General features: G+C 60.6%; 18 protein-coding genes. 15 read left to right on the forward strand and 3 right to left on the reverse strand.

What is annotated here, in order from left to right; genetic code table 11:
- Positions 1-58: 58 nt before the first annotated feature.
- Together QMX88_RS08350 and QMX88_RS08355 are read right to left on the reverse strand one after the other, a co-directional pair.
- Positions 59-790, reverse strand: coding sequence for a hypothetical protein (locus QMX88_RS08350; protein ID WP_282368134.1), 732 nt, complete (start codon positions 788-790; stop codon positions 59-61).
- Positions 791-1,343: 553 nt separating this feature from the next.
- Positions 1,344-2,072 (reverse strand): hypothetical protein, encoded by a 729-nt coding sequence (locus QMX88_RS08355; RefSeq protein ID WP_282368136.1) that lies wholly within the window; start codon positions 2,070-2,072, stop codon positions 1,344-1,346.
- 199 nt (positions 2,073-2,271) lie between these two features.
- Between QMX88_RS08355 and QMX88_RS08360 the strand changes: the two genes are divergently transcribed.
- Both QMX88_RS08360 and QMX88_RS08365 read left to right on the forward strand, forming a co-directional pair.
- Positions 2,272-2,535: a hypothetical protein gene (locus QMX88_RS08360; protein WP_192173536.1), complete on the forward strand. Its 264-nt coding sequence runs from the start codon at positions 2,272-2,274 to the stop codon at positions 2,533-2,535.
- Positions 2,536-2,670: 135 nt separating this feature from the next.
- Entirely contained in the window at positions 2,671-3,228 is a 558-nt protein-coding gene (locus QMX88_RS08365) for an HD domain-containing protein (protein WP_282368139.1), read from the forward strand.
- A gap of 341 nt (positions 3,229-3,569) precedes the next feature.
- Here QMX88_RS08365 and QMX88_RS08370 read toward each other — a convergent pair whose 3' ends face one another.
- Positions 3,570-4,091 carry a hypothetical protein gene (locus QMX88_RS08370; RefSeq protein ID WP_282368141.1) on the reverse strand — a complete coding sequence of 174 codons (522 nt, stop codon included), beginning with the start codon at positions 4,089-4,091 and terminating at the stop codon, positions 3,570-3,572.
- Between the two features lie 597 nt (positions 4,092-4,688).
- Between QMX88_RS08370 and QMX88_RS08375 the strand changes: the two genes are divergently transcribed.
- The 13 genes from QMX88_RS08375 to tssM form a co-directional block, all read left to right on the forward strand.
- Positions 4,689-5,438 (forward strand): hypothetical protein, encoded by a 750-nt coding sequence (locus QMX88_RS08375; RefSeq protein WP_282368143.1) that lies wholly within the window; start codon positions 4,689-4,691, stop codon positions 5,436-5,438.
- 69 nt (positions 5,439-5,507) lie between these two features.
- Positions 5,508-6,041 carry a type VI secretion system contractile sheath small subunit gene (gene tssB / locus QMX88_RS08380; protein WP_062387737.1) on the forward strand — a complete coding sequence of 178 codons (534 nt, stop codon included), beginning with the start codon at positions 5,508-5,510 and terminating at the stop codon, positions 6,039-6,041.
- Between the two features lie 14 nt (positions 6,042-6,055).
- A complete protein-coding gene (gene tssC, locus QMX88_RS08385; RefSeq protein ID WP_282368163.1) occupies positions 6,056-7,558 on the forward strand; it encodes a type VI secretion system contractile sheath large subunit in 1,503 nt (500 codons plus the stop codon).
- Positions 7,559-7,585: 27 nt separating this feature from the next.
- A complete protein-coding gene (tssE, locus tag QMX88_RS08390; protein ID WP_065988945.1) occupies positions 7,586-8,068 on the forward strand; it encodes a type VI secretion system baseplate subunit TssE in 483 nt (160 codons plus the stop codon).
- Positions 8,068-9,900: a type VI secretion system baseplate subunit TssF gene (tssF, locus tag QMX88_RS08395; protein ID WP_282368169.1), complete on the forward strand. Its 1,833-nt coding sequence runs from the start codon at positions 8,068-8,070 to the stop codon at positions 9,898-9,900. The genes tssE and tssF overlap by 1 nt, the downstream gene beginning before the upstream one ends.
- A complete protein-coding gene (gene tssG, locus QMX88_RS08400; RefSeq protein WP_282368171.1) occupies positions 9,864-10,934 on the forward strand; it encodes a type VI secretion system baseplate subunit TssG in 1,071 nt (356 codons plus the stop codon). Before tssF ends, tssG begins: the two co-directional genes overlap by 37 nt.
- Entirely contained in the window at positions 10,931-13,528 is a 2,598-nt protein-coding gene (tssH, locus tag QMX88_RS08405) for a type VI secretion system ATPase TssH (RefSeq protein WP_282368173.1), read from the forward strand. Before tssG ends, tssH begins: the two co-directional genes overlap by 4 nt.
- A 38-nt stretch (positions 13,529-13,566) precedes the next feature.
- Positions 13,567-14,352, forward strand: coding sequence for a type VI secretion system lipoprotein TssJ (tssJ, locus tag QMX88_RS08410; RefSeq protein WP_282368175.1), 786 nt, complete (start codon positions 13,567-13,569; stop codon positions 14,350-14,352).
- Positions 14,345-15,688, forward strand: coding sequence for a type VI secretion system baseplate subunit TssK (gene tssK, locus QMX88_RS08415; protein ID WP_282368176.1), 1,344 nt, complete (start codon positions 14,345-14,347; stop codon positions 15,686-15,688). The genes tssJ and tssK overlap by 8 nt, the downstream gene beginning before the upstream one ends.
- The gene (gene icmH / locus QMX88_RS08420; protein ID WP_192173527.1) at positions 15,685-16,482 is read left to right on the forward strand and encodes a type IVB secretion system protein IcmH/DotU; all 798 of its coding nucleotides are present in this window, start codon (positions 15,685-15,687) and stop codon (positions 16,480-16,482) included. The genes tssK and icmH overlap by 4 nt, the downstream gene beginning before the upstream one ends.
- A gap of 30 nt (positions 16,483-16,512) precedes the next feature.
- The gene (locus QMX88_RS08425; protein WP_282368179.1) at positions 16,513-20,451 is read left to right on the forward strand and encodes a type VI secretion protein IcmF/TssM N-terminal domain-containing protein; all 3,939 of its coding nucleotides are present in this window, start codon (positions 16,513-16,515) and stop codon (positions 20,449-20,451) included.
- 55 nt (positions 20,452-20,506) lie between these two features.
- Positions 20,507-21,433 carry a type VI secretion system-associated protein TagF gene (tagF, locus tag QMX88_RS08430; protein WP_282368181.1) on the forward strand — a complete coding sequence of 309 codons (927 nt, stop codon included), beginning with the start codon at positions 20,507-20,509 and terminating at the stop codon, positions 21,431-21,433.
- Positions 21,430-23,834 (forward strand): type VI secretion system membrane subunit TssM (gene tssM, locus QMX88_RS08435; RefSeq protein ID WP_282368184.1); only part of this gene is annotated, 2,405 nt, incomplete at its 3' end. The genes tagF and tssM, both read left to right, overlap by 4 nt.

Genomic DNA, 23,834 nt, shown 5'->3' on the forward strand with positions numbered 1-23,834 from the left:
TAACCAGCTTCTGAATCAGTGACGCCTAACAACCCATTACACCAAGCTGACTTGGTCTTCAATCATCCTGTGATTTTCTCCAAGACCGAACCAATCTAGCCAATCTACTGATCCACCAGCGATTGCGTGCTTGGCGAATTTCGTCGATTTCCATAAACGTGTAGAGCACTGATGAGGATTTTTCTTTGATGCTTAAGGTGCGCAACGCTCTAACTGAATGACGCAGATGGTAGAGAATCACTAAAGCGCAGGTAGTTAGAACGACCGCACCAATGACTCCCGCCGCAGGAATCCCAAAAAAATGGACGAATATACTCGCGGCTAGTGTGGACGCACCAGCCAACAACGCACCAGGATACCTTGCTGACTTAGTCTGACTAACTTTCGGCACCACCCTTACCTTGTTTCCACTGCATTCAAATGGGTGAAACGACGGTTTTGTGTTCGTGATTAGAGAATAAGTCAAAAATACTAAAGCCATGGGTAACAAGCCCGCAATAAATGCCGCGGCACTTGCCGGGCCCCACACGTCGACAGCGGAAGAGTAAGCGACACTGCCTGCTAGTATGATCAAGAAGCCCTGCACACTGGCTAAGACTGACCACAAATAAAATGTAAACCTCTCACAAAAATAGATCAGGTAGAGAAACCAGCTAAGTTTCAAGAGAAAAACCAGAATATAGGCTGGCCAGAAGATCGGAACCGCAGAGAGCCCGATAGCCATGGAAAAGACAAGTGCGATAAAAGAGACCCAAGCACCGTGCTTGAGATAATCGGAGTCCAAAATCATCAGCCAGTATCCCTTTCAACGCTTCAACGCATTCTTTATCGGTTTGCCTCAACCCATGGATCAATAAATATTCCAACCCAACCCATACCCTCAAGCACAGACTTTGATTTGCTAGAGATCCTGCGTCTGTCGACAGCGCGAAACTCGGCAGTTTCGGATTGGCAGAGCCTGGACGCGATCGGCTGCACGTTCTGCGGCGCGAGAAACGATGCGAGGTCCATGATCATGTAAATCTCCTTTACCCCTTGGGTGAATACGCGAAGAAACAATTCAGCGTGCGCAGAATCACCTTTAATCATGCACCTGGTCACTGGTGCCGGGAACTAATCCACTTGAGCAATCTACTGATCCACCACCGGCTGCGGGCTTCACGGATCTCGTCGATTCGCTTGAAGGTGAATGGAGCAGGCATGGACTTCTCCCGAGAACGGAGGGTGCGCAGGCCGCTAATCGCATCACGTTCATAAAGCATGAGGGCAACGCAGCAAAAAAGACGCCCAACACAGCGACGCGAGATACCCACCAAACCAAGTCGAGACGAATCATCGAGCAATCAGTCATCCTGCGACGCCCTCAAAGACGCGATCGACGTGAACCATCTGCTCAAATACCAACGACTCCGCGCTTCACGGATTTCGTCAATTTGCATGAACGTGTAGGGCGTAGGCATTGATTGTTCTTGAAGGCGGAGCGCGCGTAGCCCCCTGATGATGTGCCGAGCGTAAAACAACGCGGCGATGCAAAACGCCTGCAGTCCAACCATACCGACCATTGCAGCAGTTAAATGGCCGAGTGAATTTATAGTAATACTTGCCGCCAAGGTTGTAGCTCCGGCAACTAACACGGGATTATACGGGGCAGGTGATCGCTGCCTATCCTGATACCTCGGCTGGACTTTTAGCCCGTTATATTCGAACGGATGAAAGGATGATCTACCTCTGGCCAGTGCATAGTAGGTCAGCAGCGTGATACCAACCGGCGCGCACCCTAGCAATAAGGGCAGAAGACCCTCTTTGCCCCAGATGCTTCCTGCTGCGAGATACGCGACCGAGCAGACTGGTAAACAAAACGCACCTAAAAACGCCACGACCAGCGAGATCATATAAACGGTAAATCTCTCACAAAAATAAACCAGGTAGAGGGTCCACAGAATCGCTAGTAGGGCCACTACGAGGTACAGACGCCAGAAATATTCAAGATTTGATGGACCTAGGGCCATCATGGATAAAAGGAATGTTAGCAATGTCCAACTGACCTTCTTGAGATTATGCGCATCAATCATTACCGTTCCCTAGCCCATAAGCACATACGTTCATCGTCGGTCACTAGCGGTTGACCAGACAAAAACTCGACCTCATTCGCACTGCCTTGCTCACCGCCAACCAACCCAGGTAAAGCTTTGCGCAGCGAGCTTTACCTGATATTGCATAATGAGGCAGCGCTAAAGCTGCTTTAGCAAGCAAACTGGAGCCCTCCGAACGATGACATTCAGCGACACTTACGTAAACCGAGAAGAAAGGTTCTGTCTTGGCATCGAAGAAACCTCAGGCCAGTTCTTTGTGGCTTTCCCTGTATTCAACGGCTTGATCGAGTACGAAGAATATTACGCAATAGACCAACAGATGTCCGAACGCTTCCACCACGATCTCGCCTCTGCGCTTGAATTCGTCAACCGTTGCCGTCGGCGAGAGATGGACGAGTTGCTGATGCAAAAGCCAGGCTCGAAACGAGGCTTCGCTTGCTAGCAATTCGGCGAATCCAAAGTTCACCGCCTACAGCATTGGCGACCAGATTGCCCGCGGCTTGAAAATCCAGCTCCCCGACGGCCAGCCCCTGGAAAGCCTTCACCGCCCATCTCCCCAATCTCAGGAGTGAATTGATTGCCGTCCACCAACCTGCAGCACCTCTACAACAAAGCCTGGCTGTTCGCCTCCCACGCCCACGTCGGGCAGATGATGAAGGGATCGAATCTGCCGTACACCACCCATGTTGCGATGGTCGCCAACGAGCTGATTTTCGCGGACCGGGAAAGTGACATCGGTGATCTGTCCATCGCGATGCCTGCCGCGCTGCTGCACGACGTGATCGAGGACACTGGAACGTCAAAAGAGGCACTGACTGAAGTGTTCGGCGCCGTTGTCGCATCGACTGTCGCCTGCCTGAGCAAGAACCTGATCGTGCCGTTCTCGGACGAGCGCTATTTCCAGGCGATCGCCGCGCATTCCCGGGAAGCGGCAGCGATCAAGTTATGCGACCGGATCACCAATCTCCAATCCGCGCCATCGACGTGGTCGTTGGAGAAGCGCGCCTCCTATCACGAGGAATCTGCGCAGATCCTGGCGGCGCTTGGGCACACCAATGATTACCTGAAGCGCCGACTCACCGATGCCATGGCGCGCTATAAATCCTCGTACGTCGATGAGCAGCGGGACATCTGAAGACCTCTTCGTGAGCACGGTGAAGCGCCACTCCGGTCACTCCCACAAGTTTTCCGAAACTGGCCAAAATATCAGGTCAGCCCACCATGCCGTGGGAGCGAGCTTGCTCGCGAATGGTATTCCAGCCGACGGATATCTGCTGAGTGCACTGGCCTCTTCGTGAGCAAGCTCACTCCAACAGAATCTGCAGTGTGTCCCGGATCTGTGGCCCACATGAGACCAGTCGGGCCTTGCTCGCGAAGCGGTCTAGCCCAAAGGGTCGAGTCAGCCCTTCACTCAGCGCCCGGCTTGAGCTATGGGCCAGACGCAATCACGCTCACATACTCATCAAACAACCGCACCTAACCGCTCACCCTGCGCCATCCCCGATACGATTCCGCATCCCTCCTGTAGCGGGCAAAGGCTTCCGATTCCGGTCCGTCCGCGAACAGTGAAGCGATGGCTGCGCTCTGGAAGTACCAGTAAATTCCGTCACATTGCTCGGTGGCTTTGGCGTTGGAAAGGTCGATCGCCCTGGACCGCCATTGCGCTGCAAGCTCACGTCCCTCTTTCCGAGTAGGGTCCGGCAGCGCTCGCCAGCCAATCTTCTCGGCGTCGTCCACATAGGCGTGATACCTGGCGAGTAATGCCTTATCTCTTTCCCAGACCGAAGGACAAACGGGCGGCGGCGTCGCGAACGCACCAGGCGCCTGACAAACCGGCAACCCGCTGAGAAGTTGCTGCACCCGCGACAACGGCTCCTCCTGCCCTTGCTCCTTGCCGTCGGCAGAAGCTGACTCTGACTCTGACTTCGACCCTGGCACAACCTCCTCCACCCGTCCCTCGCGCCCCAGAACCGCCCTCAACCAACCTCGCATTTGCATAGCCACTCTCCTTGATAAATACCGTCCCCAAAAACGACGTTCGACCCAAGCCAACAACTCAAGCCGAACCTGCGCAAACTACATCACCCCTCCCCCGAAAAAATCCAATTTCCGCGAAAAAATCCCGAGACTGGCCACCCCCTCCGCCCCACTCGTTTCCTCTCATTTTCCTTAGTTGCCCGCTTAGTTCAGATCAGTAGGTGAACCGGTTCACCTTTCCGCGCTTTTCTTTACATCTGCCGAAGGGATCCAATAAAACCCTGCAGCCCTTGATCCACAAGGTCTAGAGCCATTCCGACCACCCCATAATGCTCCCTAGTAGCCTTGAGACATCATTGCGAGCTGTATCAAATGTGAGAAAAACTTCGCGTCTGTAGGAACTTTCCCACACAATTAACTGCCTGAGCTGACACTGCTGGCTACTAGCTATCGGTGTTCGGCCACGTTTCATGTGCCTAATCTTCGCAGCGAGTTTTCGGGATGACGTTCATCCGAATCAGCTTTTCGAGAAGGTGTGCCAGCCGGGCGACGCGATCTCTTCACTATGTTTCGCCGCATTCGCCGCATTGTTGAGAAGGGTTCAGGGACGATGTACCAATGACTCAAACGTTTGACGTAGAAGCACTCATAAAGCTGCGCAGCCAGACCCGGGCGATTTCCGACGTGCTTAAAGCACAGGCGTCCGATTACCTGGCCACGCTGGCGCTGCTGATTCGTCCGCAGAATCTGTTCGGTGAATACCTCCAGGGTGCCCAGCGCAGCAGTGGCCGGGAGACCCAGCACCACTTCAAAGCACTCAAAGAGCTGTACGACAGAATTGGTTCGGCGTCTCCGTTCCAGTTGGTCAACGAGATGGAAGTGCCGCTGAACCTGATCAGCACCACCCCCGAGCTGTTCCCGCTGGAATACGACAAGGTCCTGGCCGACAGCGGTCAGACCATCCGCATCACCAGCCCGACGCGCTGGGTGATCGGGTTCAATTCCTTTGATCTGGCGCGCTTTCGCAGCGTCATCAAAGACCCGAACCGCAGCAGCGCCGAGTTGTACCGCTTCGTCGTTCACTACCTGGTGCTGTTTTACTGCGTGAGCAAATCACCGGGCCTGGGGCGTCTGTTCGACGGCCTGAGGTTTCCGGTCAGCTTTGAGCGATTGAAGGATTTTGGCGACCTGCCGTTCTGCGTGATCAGCTCCCCGGTGCGCTCGACGCTGCCGGACGACTCGGTCATTCGCAGCAGCACGCAGATTGCCGGCAACGCCAGTTTTGAAGAACTGGTGGGCCAGGACAGCATCATGGAAATGAAAGATGAGATTCGTCAGCGCCTGCTGATGACGATCGAAGGACTGTAAAGCACTCGGCTCAACGTCGAGCCGACACGCAAAATGACTTGCAGCGAGTTGCTCGCACAGGAGAAAACGATGGCGAAGAAGGAAAGTACCCAGCACAAACTCGACCGCGTTCGCGCCCCTCGGGTCCACATCACCTACGACGTCGACATCGGCGATGCTCAGGAAAAGAAAGAGCTGCCCTTTGTCGTCGGCGTGCTGGGCGATTTTTCCGGCAACCCCCTTGAGCCGCTGCCCAAGCTCAAGGATCGCAAATTCATCTTCATCGACCGCGACAACTTCAATGGCGTGCTCAAAGGCATCAAGCCGCGCCTGGCCTATCGCGTCGACAACACCCTGGCCAAGAACGGCACGCAGCTGGGCGTCGAGCTCAACTTCAACGCCCTCGAAGACTTCGAACCGCAGAACGTGGTCAAGCAAGTCGAGCCGCTGCGCAAGCTGCTGGAAGTGCGCAACAAGCTCGCCGATCTGCGCAACAAGATGGGCGGCAACGACAAGCTCGAAGAGCTGTTGATGGACGTGTTGCAGAACACCGAGAAGCTGAAAACGCTGGGCAAGGAATTCGGTCGTGAAGCCGCCGTTCCCGCCACCGACGCCAAAGAGTAAGCAGGAGCACGACCATGAACGACAAACAAACCGTGGCCCAGCCGGACACTGATCTGGTTGAAGTGGAAAAATTCGCCCCGCAGTCTTCGCTGCTCGACAGCATCATTTCCGAAAGCCGTGTTGCCCGCTCCGAAACCGAACGCACCCGCACCCGTGATCTGATCGGTGAGCTGGTGGGTCAGGTGCTGGAAGGCGAAATGACGCCAAGCAAAGACCTGATCGCCGTGCTCGATGCGCGCATCGCCGAGATCGATTCGATGCTCTCCGAGCAGATGAACGAGATCATGCACGCCCGTGAATTCCAGCAACTGGAAGCGTCCTGGCGTGGCCTGAAGTACCAGGTCGACCAGACAGAGACCAGCACCACGCTGAAGATTCACTTGCTCAACGCCTCGAAGAAAGACCTGGTCCGTGACCTGAAGGCCTCGTCCGAATTCGACCAGAGCGCGCTGTTCAAGAAGATCTACGAAGAAGAGTACGGCACCTTTGGTGGCGCTCCGTTCGGCATGCTGCTGGGTGATTACGAGTTCAACCGTAACCCGGAAGACATGTACCTGCTCGAAGAGATCTCCCATGTCGCCGCCGCTGCCCACGCGCCATTCATTTCGGCGGCATCGCCTGAGCTGTTTGGCTGGGACTCGTTCACCGACATGTCCGGCCCACGCGACCTGGCGAAGATCTTCGACACAGTCGAATACGCCAAGTGGAAGTCCTTCCGTAATTCCGAAGATTCCCGTTATGTCGGCCTGACCCTGCCCCACGTGCTGGGTCGCCTGCCCTATGGCCCGGATACCACGCCGGTGGAAGAATTCAACTTCGTCGAAAGCGTCGATGGCCGCGACCACAACAAATACCTGTGGATGAACGCTGCCTACGCCCTCGGCACCCGCGTCACCGACGCGTTCTCCCGCTACGGCTGGTGCGTGGCGATTCGTGGCGTGGAAGGCGGCGGTCTGGTGGAAGGTCTACCGACCCACACGTTCAAGACCGATGACGGCGAAATTGCCCTCAAGTGCCCGACCGAAATCGCGATTACCGACCGCCGCGAGAAAGAGCTTTCCGACCTCGGTTTCATTCCGCTGGTGCACTGCAAGGGCACCGACTACGCGGCGTTCTTCGGCACCCAGTCGACGCAGAAGCAAAAGCAGTACAACACCGACATCGCCAACGCCAACGCCCGTCTCTCGGCGCAGTTGCAATACATCTTCGCCACCTCGCGCATCGCTCACTACATGAAGGCGATCATGCGCGACAAGGTCGGCAGCTTCGCTTCGCGCAAAGACGTCGAGATGTTCCTCAACAAGTGGCTGTCCAGCTACGTGCTGCTCGACGACACCGCCAGCCAGGAAGCCAAGGCCAAGTTCCCGCTGCGTGAAGCCCGCGCCGAAGTCTTCGAAGTGCCGGGCAAGCCGGGTGTGTACAAGGCCGTGACGTACCTGCGTCCGCACTACCAGCTGGATGAACTGACGGCGTCGCTGCGACTGGTCGCCGAACTGCCGCAATCCACACGCGGTTAACCGAATCGGGTCTGCCAGGGAGGCAACATGAGTAGCCAACACAAGCTGTTGCCGTCACTGCTGGACCGGTTGCTGGACGACCGTCCGCACCAGTCCGTTGAAGCCTCGGCGCAACGCTTGTGTTCGCTGGCCGATTACAAGGCCAGCATCGTGCGGGACCTGGAAATCCTGGTGAACACCCGTCAGTCCCTGGTGGCTGGCGAACTCGCCGGTTTTCCGCAACTGCCCGGGACGATCCTCGACTACGGCATGCCCGATTTCACCAGCAAAAGTGTGCTCGACCCCCAGGACCGCTATCTGATTCAGCAGCAGCTGGAGAAAGCGATTTCCGACGGCGACCGGCGCTTTCGCAGCGTCAAGGTACAACTGCTCGCACAACAAACCGGCCAACGCATGCTGACCTTTCGCGTTGACGCCGTACTGCGCCTGCAAGACATCTCCCGTCAGGTTTCCTTTGACGCGGTGTTGCAGGTCAATACCCAGGAATACACAGTACAGAACCTCAACTGATGCTCGACGACCTGCTCCCCTATTACGAAAAGGAACTGTCGCACCTGCGCTTTCTGGGCCAGGAGTTCGCGAGCCAGTACCCGAAAATCGCCTCGCGGTTGCTCATCGAGGGCGATAACTGCGAGGACCCTCATACCGAGCGGTTGATCGAGGCGTTTTCGTTTCTCGCGGCACGGGTGCACAAGAAGCTCGATGACGAGTTTCCGGAAATCGTCGAGTCGTTCCTTGAGGTGCTGTACCCGCACTACCTGCGCCCTACCCCGTCGATGTCCATCGTCGAGTTCACCCTGGGCAAGAATGAGAAAGTCACCGACGCCTATCGTGTCGCCCGTCACACCGAGATTCATGCCACGCCCATCGACAGCGTGGTGTGCAAGTTCCGCACCTGCTACCCGGTCGACCTGTGGCCGATCAGCGTGCAGCAGGCCTCGTTCGTCGAGATGGAACGCTCGGCGTTCAACGGTCACAGCGCGGACCTGGTGGCGCGTCTGCGCATCGGCCTCACGGCGACCTCCGACGTGCTGTTCGGCCAGATGGAGCTGGACTCGCTGCGCTTTTTCCTTGATGGCGAAAGCACGCTGATGCTGCAGCTGTACGAGTTGCTCTTCAACAACCTGGCCAAAGCCACGCTGACCTTCGAAGACGAAGGCCGCATGCGCGAAGTGGCCCTGCCGGCCGACGCGCTGAAAGCGGTTGGTTACGGTCTGGATGAAGGGCTGGTGGATTATTCGGAGCGCTCGTTCCTCGGCTACCGGCTGCTGCACGAATACTTCACCTTCCCGGACAAGTTCATGTTCTTCGACCTGTCCGGTTTCCGCCGCATTCTGGCGGGCAAGAAGCTGGGCAAGGTCGAGATCAATTTCTACTTTTCCGACTACGACCTGCACGACCGCCTGGCCCGTCTGACCCAGAACATCGGCCGCGCCAACTTCAAGCTCAACTGCACGCCGATCATTAACCTGTTCCGCCAGCAGGCCGAGCCGATCACCCTGACCCATGCTCAGCATGAATACGCCATCATCCCGGACGTGCGCATGCAAAACACGGCCGAGGTGGTGTCCATTGACCGCGTGCGCCGGGTCAAGAAAGTCGGCGGCCTGGAGCAGGTCAGCAGCTGTCATCCGTTCTTCGAGCCGCGCGCCGATCAGGGGCCGGGCAATAGCTTCTGGATCGCCCGCCGACGCCCCTCCCAGAGCCGGCAACGGGACGGCACCGACATGTTCATTCGTGTGGTTGACCGGGATCTGGAGCTGATCAACTCGGCCAGCGATACCTTAAGCATCCGCCTGACCTGCAGCAACCGGGACCTGCCTTCGCTGCTGCCCTTCGGCGGCGCTCGCGGGGATTTCAGTGTCCCGGCAGGCTCGGTCATCGACGACATCCGCTGCCTGCGCAAACCCACTGCCTCGGTGCGCGTGCCACTGGGCAACGGGGTGATCTGGCGCCTGGTCTCGCACCTGTCGCTGAACCACATGTCGCTGGTCAGCAAAGGCCGCGATGTGCTGCTGGAGCTGCTGTCGCTTTACAACTACCGCAACACCTCGGCGATCCGTAAGCAGATCAACGGCATCGTCTCGGTGAGCAGCGAGCCGGTGGTCGCGCGGATCGGACACCCGCGTCCGAACTTCGTGCGCGGCGTGGGCATCACCCTCAAGTTCGATGAAAGCCAGTACACCGGCAGCGGCGTGTTTCTGTTCGGCATGGTCCTCGACCATTTCTTCGGCCAGTACTGCTCGATCAACAGCTTTACCCAATTAACCCTGCGCACCTTGCAGCGCGAAAAGAGAGTGGTCCAATGGCCCCCGCGAACCGGCGATCAACCCCTGGTCTGATCGACCAGGCACGGGCTGAGCCGCACCGATTCGAATTCTTTCAGTTGGTGCGTTTGCTCCGCCTGCATTACAGCAGGAACGGGCAAATGGACCTGCAGACGCGGCCCCATGAAGACCCGTTGCGCTTTCGTTCGCTGCTGTCGCTGAATTTCCCGGCGAGCGAAGTCAGCGATCTGAAATTCGAGCGCGAGGGCAAGGTGTCGGCGGCCGGGCTGCCGCTGACCGAAGTGCAGGTGACGTTCATGGGTCTGGTCGGGCCGTCCGGCGTGTTGCCGCGCCCGTACACCGAGCTGTTGCTGGAACGCCACATTCAGTACCGCGACGACGCTGCCCATGCGTTTCTCGACGTGTTCTCGCACCGCATGACCACGCTGTTCTACGAGGCCTGGCAGAAGTACAAGTTTTACATCGAGTACGAGCGCAACGGCACGTCGGACTTCGATCGCTACCTGCTGCATCTGGTGGGCCTTGGGCCGCAGGCGCAGAAACAAAAGTTCGGCCCTGAAGGCTCACCGCTGCGTCGGGAGCTGTTCAGCTATTTCTCGGGGATGTTCGCGCAGAAGCCGCGCAACGCGCTGAACCTGCAAGTGATGCTGAGCTTTTACTTCTCGCTGCCGTTCAAGGTGCGTCAGTTCGCCGGGCGCTGGTTGAAGCTCGACGTCAGCCAGTGCACGCAGCTGGGCCGCAAGAACGCCGCCCTCGGGCAAAGCGCCGTCGTCGGCAACCGGGTCTGGGATTACCAGTCCACCGTGCGCATCGACATCGGCCCGTTGACGCTGGCCGACTATCAGCGTTTTCAGCCCGGCACCGAGGACTACCAGAAGCTGGTGGAGCTGGTGCGTTTTTACGTTGGCGCGCATCTGGATTTCCAGATCGCGCCGACCCTCAAGCGCGAGGCGGTGCCGCTGGCGAAGATCGGCCGGCAGGGCAACGTCGCGCTGGGCTGGCTGGGCTGGTTGAAACGTCCGGGCGCCGATGTCGAGCCGGCCCGTTGTGCTCTTTTCCATATTCCTTTTGATGGGGTCTCACTGTGAACCTGAAGTCGCTGTTCGCCAAACTGAACGAAACCAGTCGCACAGCCACAGAAGGCGCTGCCGCCCTGTGCTTGTCAGAAAATCATTACGACGTTGAAGTCGAGCACTTGCTGCTGCAATTGCTGGAAAACAACGACAACGATCTGCCGGCGATCCTTCGTCATTACGACGTGGTCCCCGAGCGCTTGCAGGCGCAGTTGGTCACCGCCCTCGGCACCTTCAAGAAAGGCAACACGCGCACGCCGGCCCTGTCGCCGCACATCACCCGGATGATCGAGCAGGCCTGGGTCCTGGCCTCCATCGAATTCGGCCAGAGCCAGATCCGCACTGGCTACCTGATTCAAGCGTTGCTGGACGATGACGAGCTGCACCGCGTGGTCGTGGCCTCCGCGCCAGAGCTGGAAAAAATCAACGCCGACGACCTGCGGGTCAACCTCGCGGCGCTGGTGGAAGGCAGCCCGGAATCGGGTCTGGCCAGTCCGCTGGAAAGCCCGAAAGCAGCGAACGGCCGCACCGTTCAGGGCAACGGCAAAACGCCGGGCCTGGATCAATACACCATCAACCTGACCCAGAGCGCCCGCGACGGTCGCATCGATCCGGTGCTGGGCCGCGAGTTCGAAGTGCGGCAGATGGTCGACATTCTGACCCGTCGCCGGCAGAACAACCCGATCCTCACCGGTGAAGCCGGCGTGGGTAAAACCGCGGTCGTCGAAGGCCTGGCGTTGCGCATCGTCCAGGGCGACGTGCCGTCGGTGCTCAAGGACGTGGCGATTCACACCCTCGATCTGGGCCTGCTGCAAGCCGGCGCCGGGGTCAAGGGCGAGTTCGAAAACCGCCTGAAGTCGGTCATCGAAGAAACCAAACGCAGCCTGCACCCGATCATTCTGTTTATCGACGAAGCCCACACCCTGATCGGCTCCGGTGGTCAGGCCGGGCAGAACGATGCCGCCAACCTGCTGAAACCGGCACTGGCCCGGGGCGAGCTGCGCACCATCGCCGCGACTACCTGGGCGGAATACAAAAAGTACTTCGAGAAAGACGCCGCCCTCGCCCGCCGCTTCCAGGTGGTCAAGGTGGAGGAGCCGGACGAAGACAAAGCCATTTACATGCTCCGTGGCCTGCTCGGCAAAATGCAGGAGCACCACAAGGTCACGGTCATGGACGAAGCGCTGGTGCAGGCCGTGCGCCTGTCCAACCGCTACATCACCGGGCGTCAGTTGCCGGACAAAGCCGTCAGCGTGCTCGATACCGCCTGCGCCCGCGTGGCCCTGGCGCAGTCGGCGCAGCCCGGCCCGCTGGAAGACTGCAAGCGCCAGATCGACAACGTCCAGGCCGAGATCGCCGTGCTGCAGCAGGAAGCCGCCAAAGGCAGCGACCACTCACGCCGTCTGGGCGCGCTGAACGAAGAATTGCAGAGCGCCCAGAACACCCGCGAGACCTTGGAGCAGCAATGGCAGCGCGAGCTGGATCTGGTCAAGAAACTGGCTGAGCTGGGCAGCGTCGAGACACCCGATGTCAGCGAGATTTCCGCCGTGCGCGCCGAGCTGTCAGCCGTTCAGGGCGAGCAGCCGCTGGTCCACGCATTGGTCGACGGCGGCACCATCGGCGAGGTGATTTCCGGCTGGACCGGCATCCCGCTGGGCAAGATGCTGCGCAACGAAATCGACACCGTGCAGCGTCTGCCGGCACTGCTGGGCGAGCGCGTGCTGGGGCAGGATCACGCCCTGGCGGAGATCGGCAAACGCATCAAGATTTCCCGGGCGCGCATGGAAGACCCGAACAAGCCCATCGGCGTGTTCCTGCTGCTGGGACCGAGCGGCGTCGGCAAGACCGAAACCGCTCTGGCGCTGGCCGACACGCTGTACGGCGGCGAACGTAACGTCATCACCATCAACATGTCCGAGTACCAGGAAGCCCACACCGTTTCCAGCCTCAAGGGCTCGCCACCCGGCTACGTCGGTTACGGCGAAGGCGGCGTGCTGACCGAAGCGGTGCGGCGCAAACCCTACAGCGTGGTGCTGCTGGACGAAGTAGAAAAAGCCCACCCGGACGTGCTTGAGCTGTTCTTCCAGGTGTTCGACAAGGGCGTGCTGGATGACGGCGAAGGTCGCGAGATCAACTTCCGCAACACGGTGATCATCCTCACTTCCAACACCGGCACCGATCGCATCATGGAGCGCTGCCTGAACACCACCGAGCAGCCGACCCCGGACGAGATTGTCGAGGACCTGCGCGACGAGCTGAATCAGGTGTTCAAGCCGGCCTTCCTCGGGCGCCTGACCATCGTGCCGTACTACCCGGTTCAGGACGAGATTCTGGAGCGCATCGTTGCGCTGAAGCTGGAGCGCATTCGCAAACGCTTCGAGCGCAACCATCAGGCGGTGCTCGGCTACGACGAGGCGCTGGTCAAGGCCATCGCCGCGCGCTGCACCGAGGTCGACAGCGGCGCACGCAACATCGACAACATTCTGTCCAAGACCCTCATGCCGGAACTGTCCCAGCACGTGCTGGAACGCATGGCCCAGGACAAACCGATTCAGAGCCTGAACATCGAACTGAGCAGCGACGGCGATTTCGCCTACAGCCTCACGTGATCCGGCTTGATTTGATTGAGCATTCATAGGTAGCAGTCATGAACATGCGAAACAGGGAACGTCTTTGCGCCCGGGCCGGCTGGGCCACCCGTGTGACCCTTTTGACGGTCGTGATGGCGCTCACCGCCTGCGGCATCACCGACCGGGCCAGCAAGCGCGTCGATGACACGTGGGCCGGCGACATGCTGTTCGGCGACAAGGAAAAAGTCATCCTGACGGCCGACGGCGGCAACCAGCTGAACCCCGATGAGAGCGGCCGGCCGCTGTCGGTCGTGCTGCGGGTGTACCAGCTCACGGCCCTGGAGCGGTTTGCGTCCATCGACGCCGATTCGCTGTGGGACAACCCGCAGCAGGCCCTCGGCAACACGCTCATCGACAGCCAGGAAATCACGTTGCTGCCGGGCATGGGCCAGATCGACCAGTGGCCGCTGAACACGGCCACCGGCTATGTCGGCATCGCTGCGTTCTTCCGCTCCGACGAGAAGAGCCACTGGAAAGTCGCCTTCGATGCCAACTCCCTGCGCAAGGACGGCATCTGGTTCTCCTCGGACGGCCTGCGTGTGCTGGTCGACAACAACCACGTGCTGGCGGTGCGTGGCAACGACGTGCTGAACAAGCCGCAGACCGAGGCGCAGTTCGCCAAAAGCAACGTCATGCCCACGGCCGAGCCCGCCGCCAATGCGGGCAATCCGCCCTTGAGCCAACAGGTGCAGGACGCGATGGTGCAAAAGGCTAAGGACACCGCCGTGGACTCTGCGCAACAGAGCGCACAGAAAGGCGTGCAGTCAAAGTTCGATTCATTAGTGGAAGGCGTTCATGAGTAAGCAGAGCCGCGTGATGTGGTCCGAAGGCATGTTTCTTCTGCCGCAGCACTTCCAATACCAGGATGAATTCCATCAGCACCAGCTGGCCGAATCGACGCTGCGCAGCACGCCCTTCCATTGGGGCGTGCAGGCCATGCAGATCGACGAAGAAGCGCTGGCTGGCGGATCCCTGCAATTCAAGCGGCTGAAGCTGGTGTTTCCCGACGGCAGCCTGTTTGACGCGCCGTCACACGATCCGCTGCCGGCGGCGCGGGATCTGCGCGAGTTGCTCAAGGGCAATGACTTCAAGGTCTACGCCGCCCTGAAACTGCCGGAGTCGTTCGGCCTCAATTACGTCGAGGACGGCCAGGAACAGAAAAGCGCGCGGCGTTTCCGCAAGCAGTTCGACACCCTGCCCGACCTCAACGAAGGCGATCTGGAAAACGAGATCACCAGCCTGCGCCTGAACGTGGTCATGCTGATCGACGGCGACTCGCTGGACGGCTACAGCTACTGCCCGATCGCGCGGCTGTCGCGCAACAACATTGGCGGCTTCAGCCTCGACACCCACTTCGTGCACCCGACCTTGCACCTGGGCACCCACGAAACCCTGATCGGCCTGGGCAAGCGTCTGCTCGGCGCCCTGCATTCGAAAAGCAAGGCGCTGTCGGGCCGCCGCCGCGAGCGTGCCGACCAGATCGCCGAATTCGGCTCCAGCGACGTCACGCTGTTCTGGTTGTTCAACACGGTCAACCGCGCGTACCCGAATCTGGCGCACTTGCTCGCCCACCCGCGTTTGCACCCGGAGCGTCTGTATCTGTTTCTCGCGGAACTGGCCGGCGGTTTGCTGACCTTCTCGCTGGACGTCGAACTCAACGATATCCCCGAGTACAACCACCACGACCCGGCGGCGTCGCTGGTCACGCTGGACCAGATGATCCGCACGCTGCTGGACAACGTCATCCCGAACCAGTGCATCGTCATCAACCTGACCCAGACCAAGCCGTCCTACTGGCAGGGACAGCTGCACGATCCGCGACTGGTCGATGCCGATTTCTATATTTCCGTGCACGCCGACATGCCCGGCTCCAGCCTGCTGGAACTGGTGCCGCGCGCGGTCAAGGTCGGCTCTCCGGAAGACATCGAAGTGGTGGTCAACAGCGCGATGCCCGGCGCCACGCTCAACCATTCGACGCGATTGCCCAACGCCATTCCGGTGCGTCTGGACAATCACTACTTCTCCATCGAACCCCATGGCCGGGTCTACGAACGCATGATGAGCGCCCAGGCGATCTCGTTCTACGCACCCAGCGCTTTCACCAACCTCAAGCTTGAACTGATGGCAGTACTCAAATGAGCGAAGCCGTAATGCAAGGCGCCATGGCCGCCGACCAGCCAAAACCGACCCTCAAAGACCTGGTGCAGGATTTCATCAGCATGGCGCTGATCCTGCGTCGTGGCCGTCAAGTGACCTCGGTCAGCGCGTTCGAGGAGAGCGTCGACACCTTCTTCGCCAACCTGGAGCGAGAAGCCCGCGCCTCGAATTACAGCGTCGAGCAGGTCAAGGACACGCAATACGCGTTGTGCGCGTTTCTCGACGAAAGCGTGCTGCGGGCCAAAATGCCTGTGGCCCCGGTCGTGGCAAAAGCCGAGGAATCGCCCGCTTCGGCGAACGCCGCACTGGCGGCGCCGGCGGAGAAAGTCAACGAGCTGCGCCGGCACATCGAAGTGTCGCCGCTGCAGTTCCGTCACTTCGGCGTGCACCTGGCGGGCGAAGGTTTCTTCGACAAGATCGAAACCCTGCGCGCCGACGTCAAGCGCAACCTCGACGTGCTCGAGGTGTATCACCTGTGCCTGGCCCTGGGCTTCGAAGGCAAATTCAGCGTCGGTGAAGGCAAGGATCAATTGCGCTATCTGGCCAACACACTCGGTCAGGACATCGCCCGCTATCGCAAGACCCCCAAAGCGCTGTCGCCGGACTGGGCGCTGCCCGATCAGGTTTCGCAGATGCTGCGTCACGAGGTGCCGGTGTGGGTTTACCTGGCGCTGATCGCGCTGGTCTGTCTGGCGGTTTACCTGACGCTGGACTGGCTGCTGGGCAAGGACGTTGCCTTATTGTCCGAACACATCAGCCAATTGTTCAGTGCCTGAGCACTGCTCGGGTAAGCGAGTCAGGAAGACATGAAAACACTACTTCGCGCTCTAAAAAGTTTCTGGTTCCTCGTCGTCACGCTGTGGCTGATAAGCCTCGTCGCCTGCGTGGTCATGGCGGCACGCAGCCAATGGTCGCGGGAATACCTGCTGCAAACCCTGCTGATCGTGAGCGGGTTCTACATCTTCGTCGGCTTTATCCGTCAGATACGACGCATTCAGAAAGAGCGCAATCTTGAAAAACTGGTGCATCACGAAGTTGACCGCTCACTGCCGGCCGACGGCGATTTCCGCGACCAGCAAGTGCTGCGCGACCGACTCAAGCACGCGATCACCATGCTCCGCGCCGATCGCTCGGCAGGCGGCGGTGGCTCGTCGGCGTTGTACGAGCTGCCGTGGTACCTGGTGATAGGCCAGTCGGCGGCTGGCAAGACTTCGCTGCTCACCCGCTCGGGACTCTCGGCCACCACCGCCAGTGGCCAGAGCAGCGGCGAAAGCGGCACCCGCCACTGCGACTGGTATTTCAGCCCTGAGGCTGTGCTCATCGACACGGCCGGGCGTTACCTGGCCGAGGACTCGGCCGCCAGCGAATTCACTGCTTTCCTGCAACTGCTGAAAAAGCAGCGCAAGAAAACCGCGATCAATGGTCTGGTGCTGGTGGTCAGCCTGCCGGAACTGCTGGCAGCCACCGCCCATGAACGTGCGGAAATGGCGATCCAGCTGGTCGCACGCATCGAGGAGTACAGCCGCAGCCTCGACGCCCATCCGCCGATCTACCTGATGCTGAGCAAGACCGACCAGTTGCCGGGCTTCAACCAGGCCTTCGACGGTCTGGACCTGAACGAGCGTCAGCAGCCGTTGGGCATGACCTTTGCGCTGTCGGAAATCCGCACCCAGGGTTTGAAGACGGTCCTCGACAGCAAACTGAAGAACCTGCACCACGGCGTGCAGCGTCACGTCGACGCGCAGATGATCCGGCTCGGTTCCGACGCCAACAGCGCGCTGCTCAACTTCCCCAATTATTTCGCCGATCTGTCAGGCGTGCTGGTGCCCTTCCTCGAGCACTTCACCCAGCCCGCCAGCCACGGCAGCCCGCTGTTGCTGCGCGGCCTGTATTTCACCAGCGCGCTGCAGACCGCCGAGCAACTGAGCCAGGTGTTCGACGACGATCTGGCCGAAGACTTTGCCCTACAGCCGGCCAGCGACAGCGCGAATGCCGCGCAGGCCAATGGCCGGAAGACTGGCGACCGCAGCTACTTCATCACTGACACGTTCCGCCGGGTGATTTTTCCCGATCGCGACTTGATCTCGTATCAATCCCGCGACGGCCGCGACAGGTCGCTGACCCCGGTGGTCATTGCCGCCGCGCTGCTCGCCGGTCTCGGTTTCATCGGCTGGCAGGCGCTGTCGTTCCAGCACAACCGCGAGTGGATCGCCGCCCTCCAGGACAAGCTGACCGAGCTGCAGGATGCGCCTGACCGCGCCCAGCGCATGGCGGCCGGCGAAGGCCTGGAACTGCTGCGCCATGAACTGGCGCAAATCGAGAAGCACCGCGCCAAAGGCGTGCCGCTGCAACTGAGTGCCGGCCTGTATCGCGGTGACGAAATCTTTGCCGCCGCACAGACGGCGTATCTGCAACAACTGCGCAGCCAGGCCCTTGAGCCAGTCGCCCTGAAGCTGCAAATGCAGATGCGCGCGTTCAACGAGTTCACCAAATCCGTGGACCCGCAGAACGAACTCGGTGCCACTCCTGGTAAATCAAGCGGCAAGGCTGGCGGTAAAAACGACAAGGGCCAGAAGCTGGTCGATCGCGGCGTGCGCAGTTTTGCCGCCAACACCGGCAAGCCAAGCCTGAGCAGCATTCCGCGCAGCGTCGGCGATGTCGGCAGCCGCCTCAAAGGCGCCGTGCGCAGCAACGTGACCAAGACCCGCGAAGCGGCCCTCGCCGACCTGCGCAACCCGGCCACGGCCAGTGACGCGGCGGAACTGTCGGCCACCACCGGCGGGCTGTCGTTGTCCGAAGAAATGCTCGGCCGCCTGGATGAGCAGCAAGTCGCGTCGATCATCGAGTCCTACAACTCGCTCAAGCTGTACCTGATGCTGACGCAGCCCAACGCCCATTCGGACCCGGAATTTGTCAGCGCTGCCTTGCCCGTCGCCTGGAGCAACACGGCGTCGGCGGACAGCCCGGTCAGCGACGAGGTGATCGCCGACAACGTGCCGATGTACGTGCAGTTGCTCAAAACCGGTCAGGCCCCTGCCCTGCCACGCAACGATCAACTGGTCGAAGAAACCCGCAAGAGCCTCAAGTCGTTCATGATTTCCAGCTCGCTGGTGGACCGTGAATACCTGCGCCTGCAACTGGAAGCCAGTCGGCAATTCCCGGCCATGGGCCTCAACGAGCTGGTGCCGCTGCCCGGTCGCCAGTTGCTCTACGGCAGCGAAGCGGTGCCGGCGATTTTCACCCGCCAGGGCTGGGACGGTTTCGTCAAACCCGAGCTGATCAAGCTGATGTCGAGCAACCTGCGCAACGAGTCCGATTGGGTCCTCGACGGCGACGGCGGCGACAGCATCATCCAGAAAGCCAACTTCATGCGCGAGTTCATGGCGCGCTACAAGCGTGACTACGCCCAGTCCTGGTACACCTTGCTGAGCAGCGTCGGCGTGCGCCACTTCACCGACATGGCCAACGCCACGCAACAGTTGTCGCTGCTGAGCGACGTGCAGAATTCGCCGGTGAAAATCCTGCTGTCCGGGGTCAACGACAACACCCAGTGGGACGTGCCTGCGCCCCAGGTCAATCAACAGCCCGGCACGCCGAAGGCTGATGATTTCTGGAGCAAGGTCACCGGACTGGTCAGCGGCCCGCAAGTGCCGACCGCAGCCATGCTTTCCCCACTGCCAGCAGTGGATGACGGCAGCTTGGCCCAGCGCTTCGAACCGGTGTCGCGGGTCTTCGCGACGCAGAACGCTGAAGGTGCCGACAGCACGATCATGGATCGCTACTTGGCGGCGCTGCGCAAACTGAAGGTGCGGATGAACAACATCCAGCGCTCCCAGGATGTCGGCAAGAGCAGCAAACAGCTGATCAGCGAAACCCTCGAAGGTCAGCCGAGCGAAGTCACCAACGTGCGCAACTACGTCGAGACCACGGTCGATACCAGCCAGGGCGGCTTGTCCGAATCGTTGCAGGGTCTGTTCAGCCTGCCGATCCAGTTCGCCTGGGAAACCCTGCGTGACCCGGCCGGCCAGCAGATCGCCAAGGCCTGGGCGCAGCAGATTGCCAAGCCGTGGGAGCAAGTCATGGCGCACCGTTACCCGATCGCGGCCGGCAGTCGCAACGAAGCGTCGGTCAAAGACCTGCAGCGTTTTGTCGATCCCGAGTCCGGCCTGCTGCCGAACTTCAAGCGCAACGAGATCGGCAACCTGTCCGGCGGTGAAGGCCTGGGCATGAGCAGCGGCGCCAAAACTGCGCCGCTGGTCAACCCGAACATGGTCACCAGCATCGACAAAGCCAGCTCCCTGGGCCAGGTCATCGCCAGCCTGTCGGACAAGGAAAACGGCTTTGAGATCATGCTGGAACCGTCGGCGTTCTTCACCGACATCATCTTCACCCTCGACGGTCAGGTTCAGCATTACCGCAACGGCAAAACCAGCTGGAGCCGCTTCTCCTGGCCGGGTACCACCACCGCGCCGGGCGCACGACTGGACGTCGTGACGCTGACGGGCGAGCGCATCACCGTGTTCGACTACCCCGGTCGCTGGGGCCTGTTGCGCATGAACGACAGCGCCCGGGTTGATGACCTCGACGGCATCCAGCAACGCTTCAGCTGGAACACCGCCAACGGTCAGGTCAGCCTCGCGGTGCGCAACTATGGCGGGGTCAAGCTGACGGACCTCGCTAACGTCAAATCCTTGAGCGCGCTGAACACGCCGTCCAAGGACGTCGCGCAAGGATCGGCGAAGTGATGAGCGGCGCGCTGTTCTTTGCACGCTGCGGCGTGAGCGGCCGGGAGCGCCGTCAATGATCGGCTGCTTCGGCAAGCTGCCATCGAGCGCGGACTTCGTCAGCCTGCACGGCGCGGCGGACGACGTCTGCGAGTTCGATGGCTGGCTGCAGGGGTCGCTGGCGGCGATTCATTCGCAGGAAGACTGGCAGGCGCGATTCGATCGCCTGCCGCTGTGCTTCTTCTCGTACCGCGCGCGCTCGGGCAACTGGTTGCTGGGTGGGCTGGTCAGTTCGATGGATTCCAGCCAGCGCCGTTACCCGCTGTTCATCTTCCAGTCCGTGAAGGCGGGGGATGGCGGGCCGCTGGTCAACCCGTTCACCCTGAGCGAATTGTTCTGCGCGCGGATCAAGCCGCTGCTGCACCTCGGTGCCCAGGGCGAGCGATCGGCAGTGCTGTTCGAGCGGATCAAGGCCCTGCGCCCGTTGCAGGGGCAGGACTTCGCCCTGTTCCGCCAGGTGCACGAGAAATTCCTGCGCAACTTCAACCTGCGGGACATCGCCACGGCGCTGGGTCACTCTTGGCCGGAGTTCGTCACCAATGCCGTGCTGACCCGCTTGCATGCGCTGCGCCGCCCGCTGAATCAGGCACAGGCGCCGGGCATCAGCCTGCCGCTGCCGGCAGAACGCGGCTTGAAGAACCCGACGGCGGACCTGTGGGTCGACTGGCTGACGCGGATGAAAACCGGCCGTGTGTCGCCCCAGGTCAGCGTGCTGGCCGATGACTTCATGCGACCCAAGTTGCTGTGCTTCCCGTCCCGCAGCAACACCGGCCTGTACACGGCCCTGACCGACCCGGCCGAACGGCCGGAGCATTACGACGTGCTGGCGGATTTCGCGGCGTTCGACGAACACCACCGCCCGCCTCAGTTTCCCGACACCGAACGCCCTCTTTATGACGTCATCGACCGTTTTGTCGACGCGCTGGATGTGAAGTCTGTATGAACAAGCTCAAGTATTACCTGCTGCGTTACCAACCCTACATTTTGGGGGTGTGCTTCTTCCTGACGATCTTCATCGTCTGGGGGCTGGGCCGCGCGCTGGACTTCAGTTCCCTGGGCAGCCTGCTGACCGGCATCGGCGTGTTTTTGCTGCTGTCGATCGGCTACGTGTTGTATCTCTACCGGAGCACCTCGCGGCAGCACAACCTCGAAGGGCTGCTGCGCGACGACGCCGATCAGGCGGTGTTGAACGCCAGCCCCGCAGACCGCGAAGAGGTCAGCCTGCTGCGCGAACGCCTGCTGCAAAGCATCGATCGCCTGCGCAGCAACACCCCGCGAGGCACCCGTGCCAAGGACGCGTTGTACGCCCTGCCGTGGTATCTGGTGGTCGGTCAACCAGCCGCCGGCAAGAGCACCATGCTCTATCAATCCGGCCTGAATTTCCCCTACGCCGAGCGTGAAGGCGTGCGCGTCGCCGGCTTGGGCGGCACCCGCAATTGCGACTGGTTCTTCAGCTCCGAAGCGGTGCTGCTGGACACCGCCGGCCGCTACATGACCGATCAGGAGGAAGCCGGTAAATGGCGCGGCTTCCTTCAACTGCTGCGCCAGCACCGTCAGCGTCGCCCGCTCAACGGGCTGATCGTGACGGTGAGCATCCACGACATCCTGCAGGCCTCGCTGGAAGATCAGGAACGTCTGGCCAAGCGCCTGCGTGAGCGCATTCAGGAAACCTACTCGCTGCTGGAAGTGCGCCTGCCGATTTATCTGGTCTTCACCAAGTGCGACCTGGTCCCCGGTTTCGCGCCGTTTTATCGCCAGCTCGACGAGGTGGGCCGTGGCGAAGTGATGGGCAAGACCTTCCCCCACAGGGACTATGAAAAAGCCGACTGGGCCCAGCGTTTCGGCGTGGCCATGGACGAGCTGGTCAACTACTGGAAGGAAGTGGCCAGCCAGCAACTGGTGTTGCAGGACATCCAGATCACCCGTCGCGACTCGGCGGTCTACCGTTTCCCGCTGGAACTCGCGGCGCTCAAGCCCCGCCTGCAACTGTTCGTCGACGCCCTGCTGCGCGCCAATCCCTATCAGAACGCCGAGCTGCTGCGCGGCTTCTATTTCACCAGCGCACTGGATGCCGACGCGCCGGAACTGGGGGGCCACACCCGTCAGGTCAGCGAGCGATTCTCTCTGGAAGCCGAACAGGCAACCGCTCACGGCCAGGCCCAGCCTCAGCCGCTGTTCATCAACAGCCTGTTCCGCAAGGTCATCATCCCCGACCAGCATCTGGTCGCGCTGTACACCAGCAACGTTCGCGAACGCCGTCGCAAGGCCGCATGGGTCGGCGGCGCCAGCCTGATTGCCCTGCTGCTGTGCGGCGCGTGGGGCTGGTCGTACTGGAACAACAAGACCGAGATCCAGACGCTGTCTTCCGAGCTGACCGCTGCGGCAGCCCAGGATAACGCGACGCCGGGGCAGTACACCGACTGGCAAACCCTTGACCGCTTGCGTGTCCGGACCGCCGATTACTACGTCCGCCACCATGATCAGGGCGTGCCGCTGCGCCTGCGTCTGGGCCTTTATCAGGGCTACAACGTCGAGCCGCTGGTGCGGGCGCGTTACTTCAACCGGCTGGAAACGGTCATGCTCAAGCCGACTGCCGACAACCTCACCCGCTCGCTGTACCTGCTGACCACGATCAAGGTCTACCAGCGCAACGCCAAGGACCTGATGCCGGTCACCGGCGTCGACAGCGTCGAGCCGCGCGCCCTGCCGAATGACAACCGCGCGCAGTCGATCGCCGACTTTGGCAAGGCCACCCTGGAGACCTACGTTCAGCTCTCGCGCTCACAACGGGAAAAAGCCGATCCGGCTTTTCTCAAGGCGAAGATTCCTGACTATTGGTACCCGGCCATCGCCAAGCAGACCGGCAAAACCATCGGCGCGACCGGCGCTGCGACCAACTCGGGCACGGACTACGAGCTTGCCAGTCGCCAGGTTAATTTCTACAGCGACCAGATCCACGAGCCGGACGTGCCGAGGATTCTCGACAACGCGTTCCTGACCTCTAGCTCGCGCAATTACATCAACAGCCTGCTCTCGCAGTCACTGCGCTCCATCGAGACCATCACCCTGGAATCGGACACCCTGTTCGCCTTCGGCCGTGCCGATTTTCAGAGCCTGAAAACCGAGGGCCAGAGCCAGCTGAGCGCCATCGCCGGCAAGCTGCTGAGCACGCCGAACATCGGCAAAATCATCATCGCCGGTCACGCCGACCAGCTCGGCGACCGTCAGGGCAACCTGCAGGTGTCCAGGCAGCGGGCGCAAACCATCAAGACCTATCTGGTCGGCAAGGGCGTGCCCGCTGAGCTGGTGGAGGCCGTGGGCGAAGGCAGCGAGAAGCCGCTGGT

The sequence above is a fragment of the Pseudomonas sp. PS02290 genome, from assembly GCF_029960075.1.
In the GTDB taxonomy this organism is placed as follows: Bacteria; Pseudomonadota; Gammaproteobacteria; order Pseudomonadales; family Pseudomonadaceae; genus Aquipseudomonas.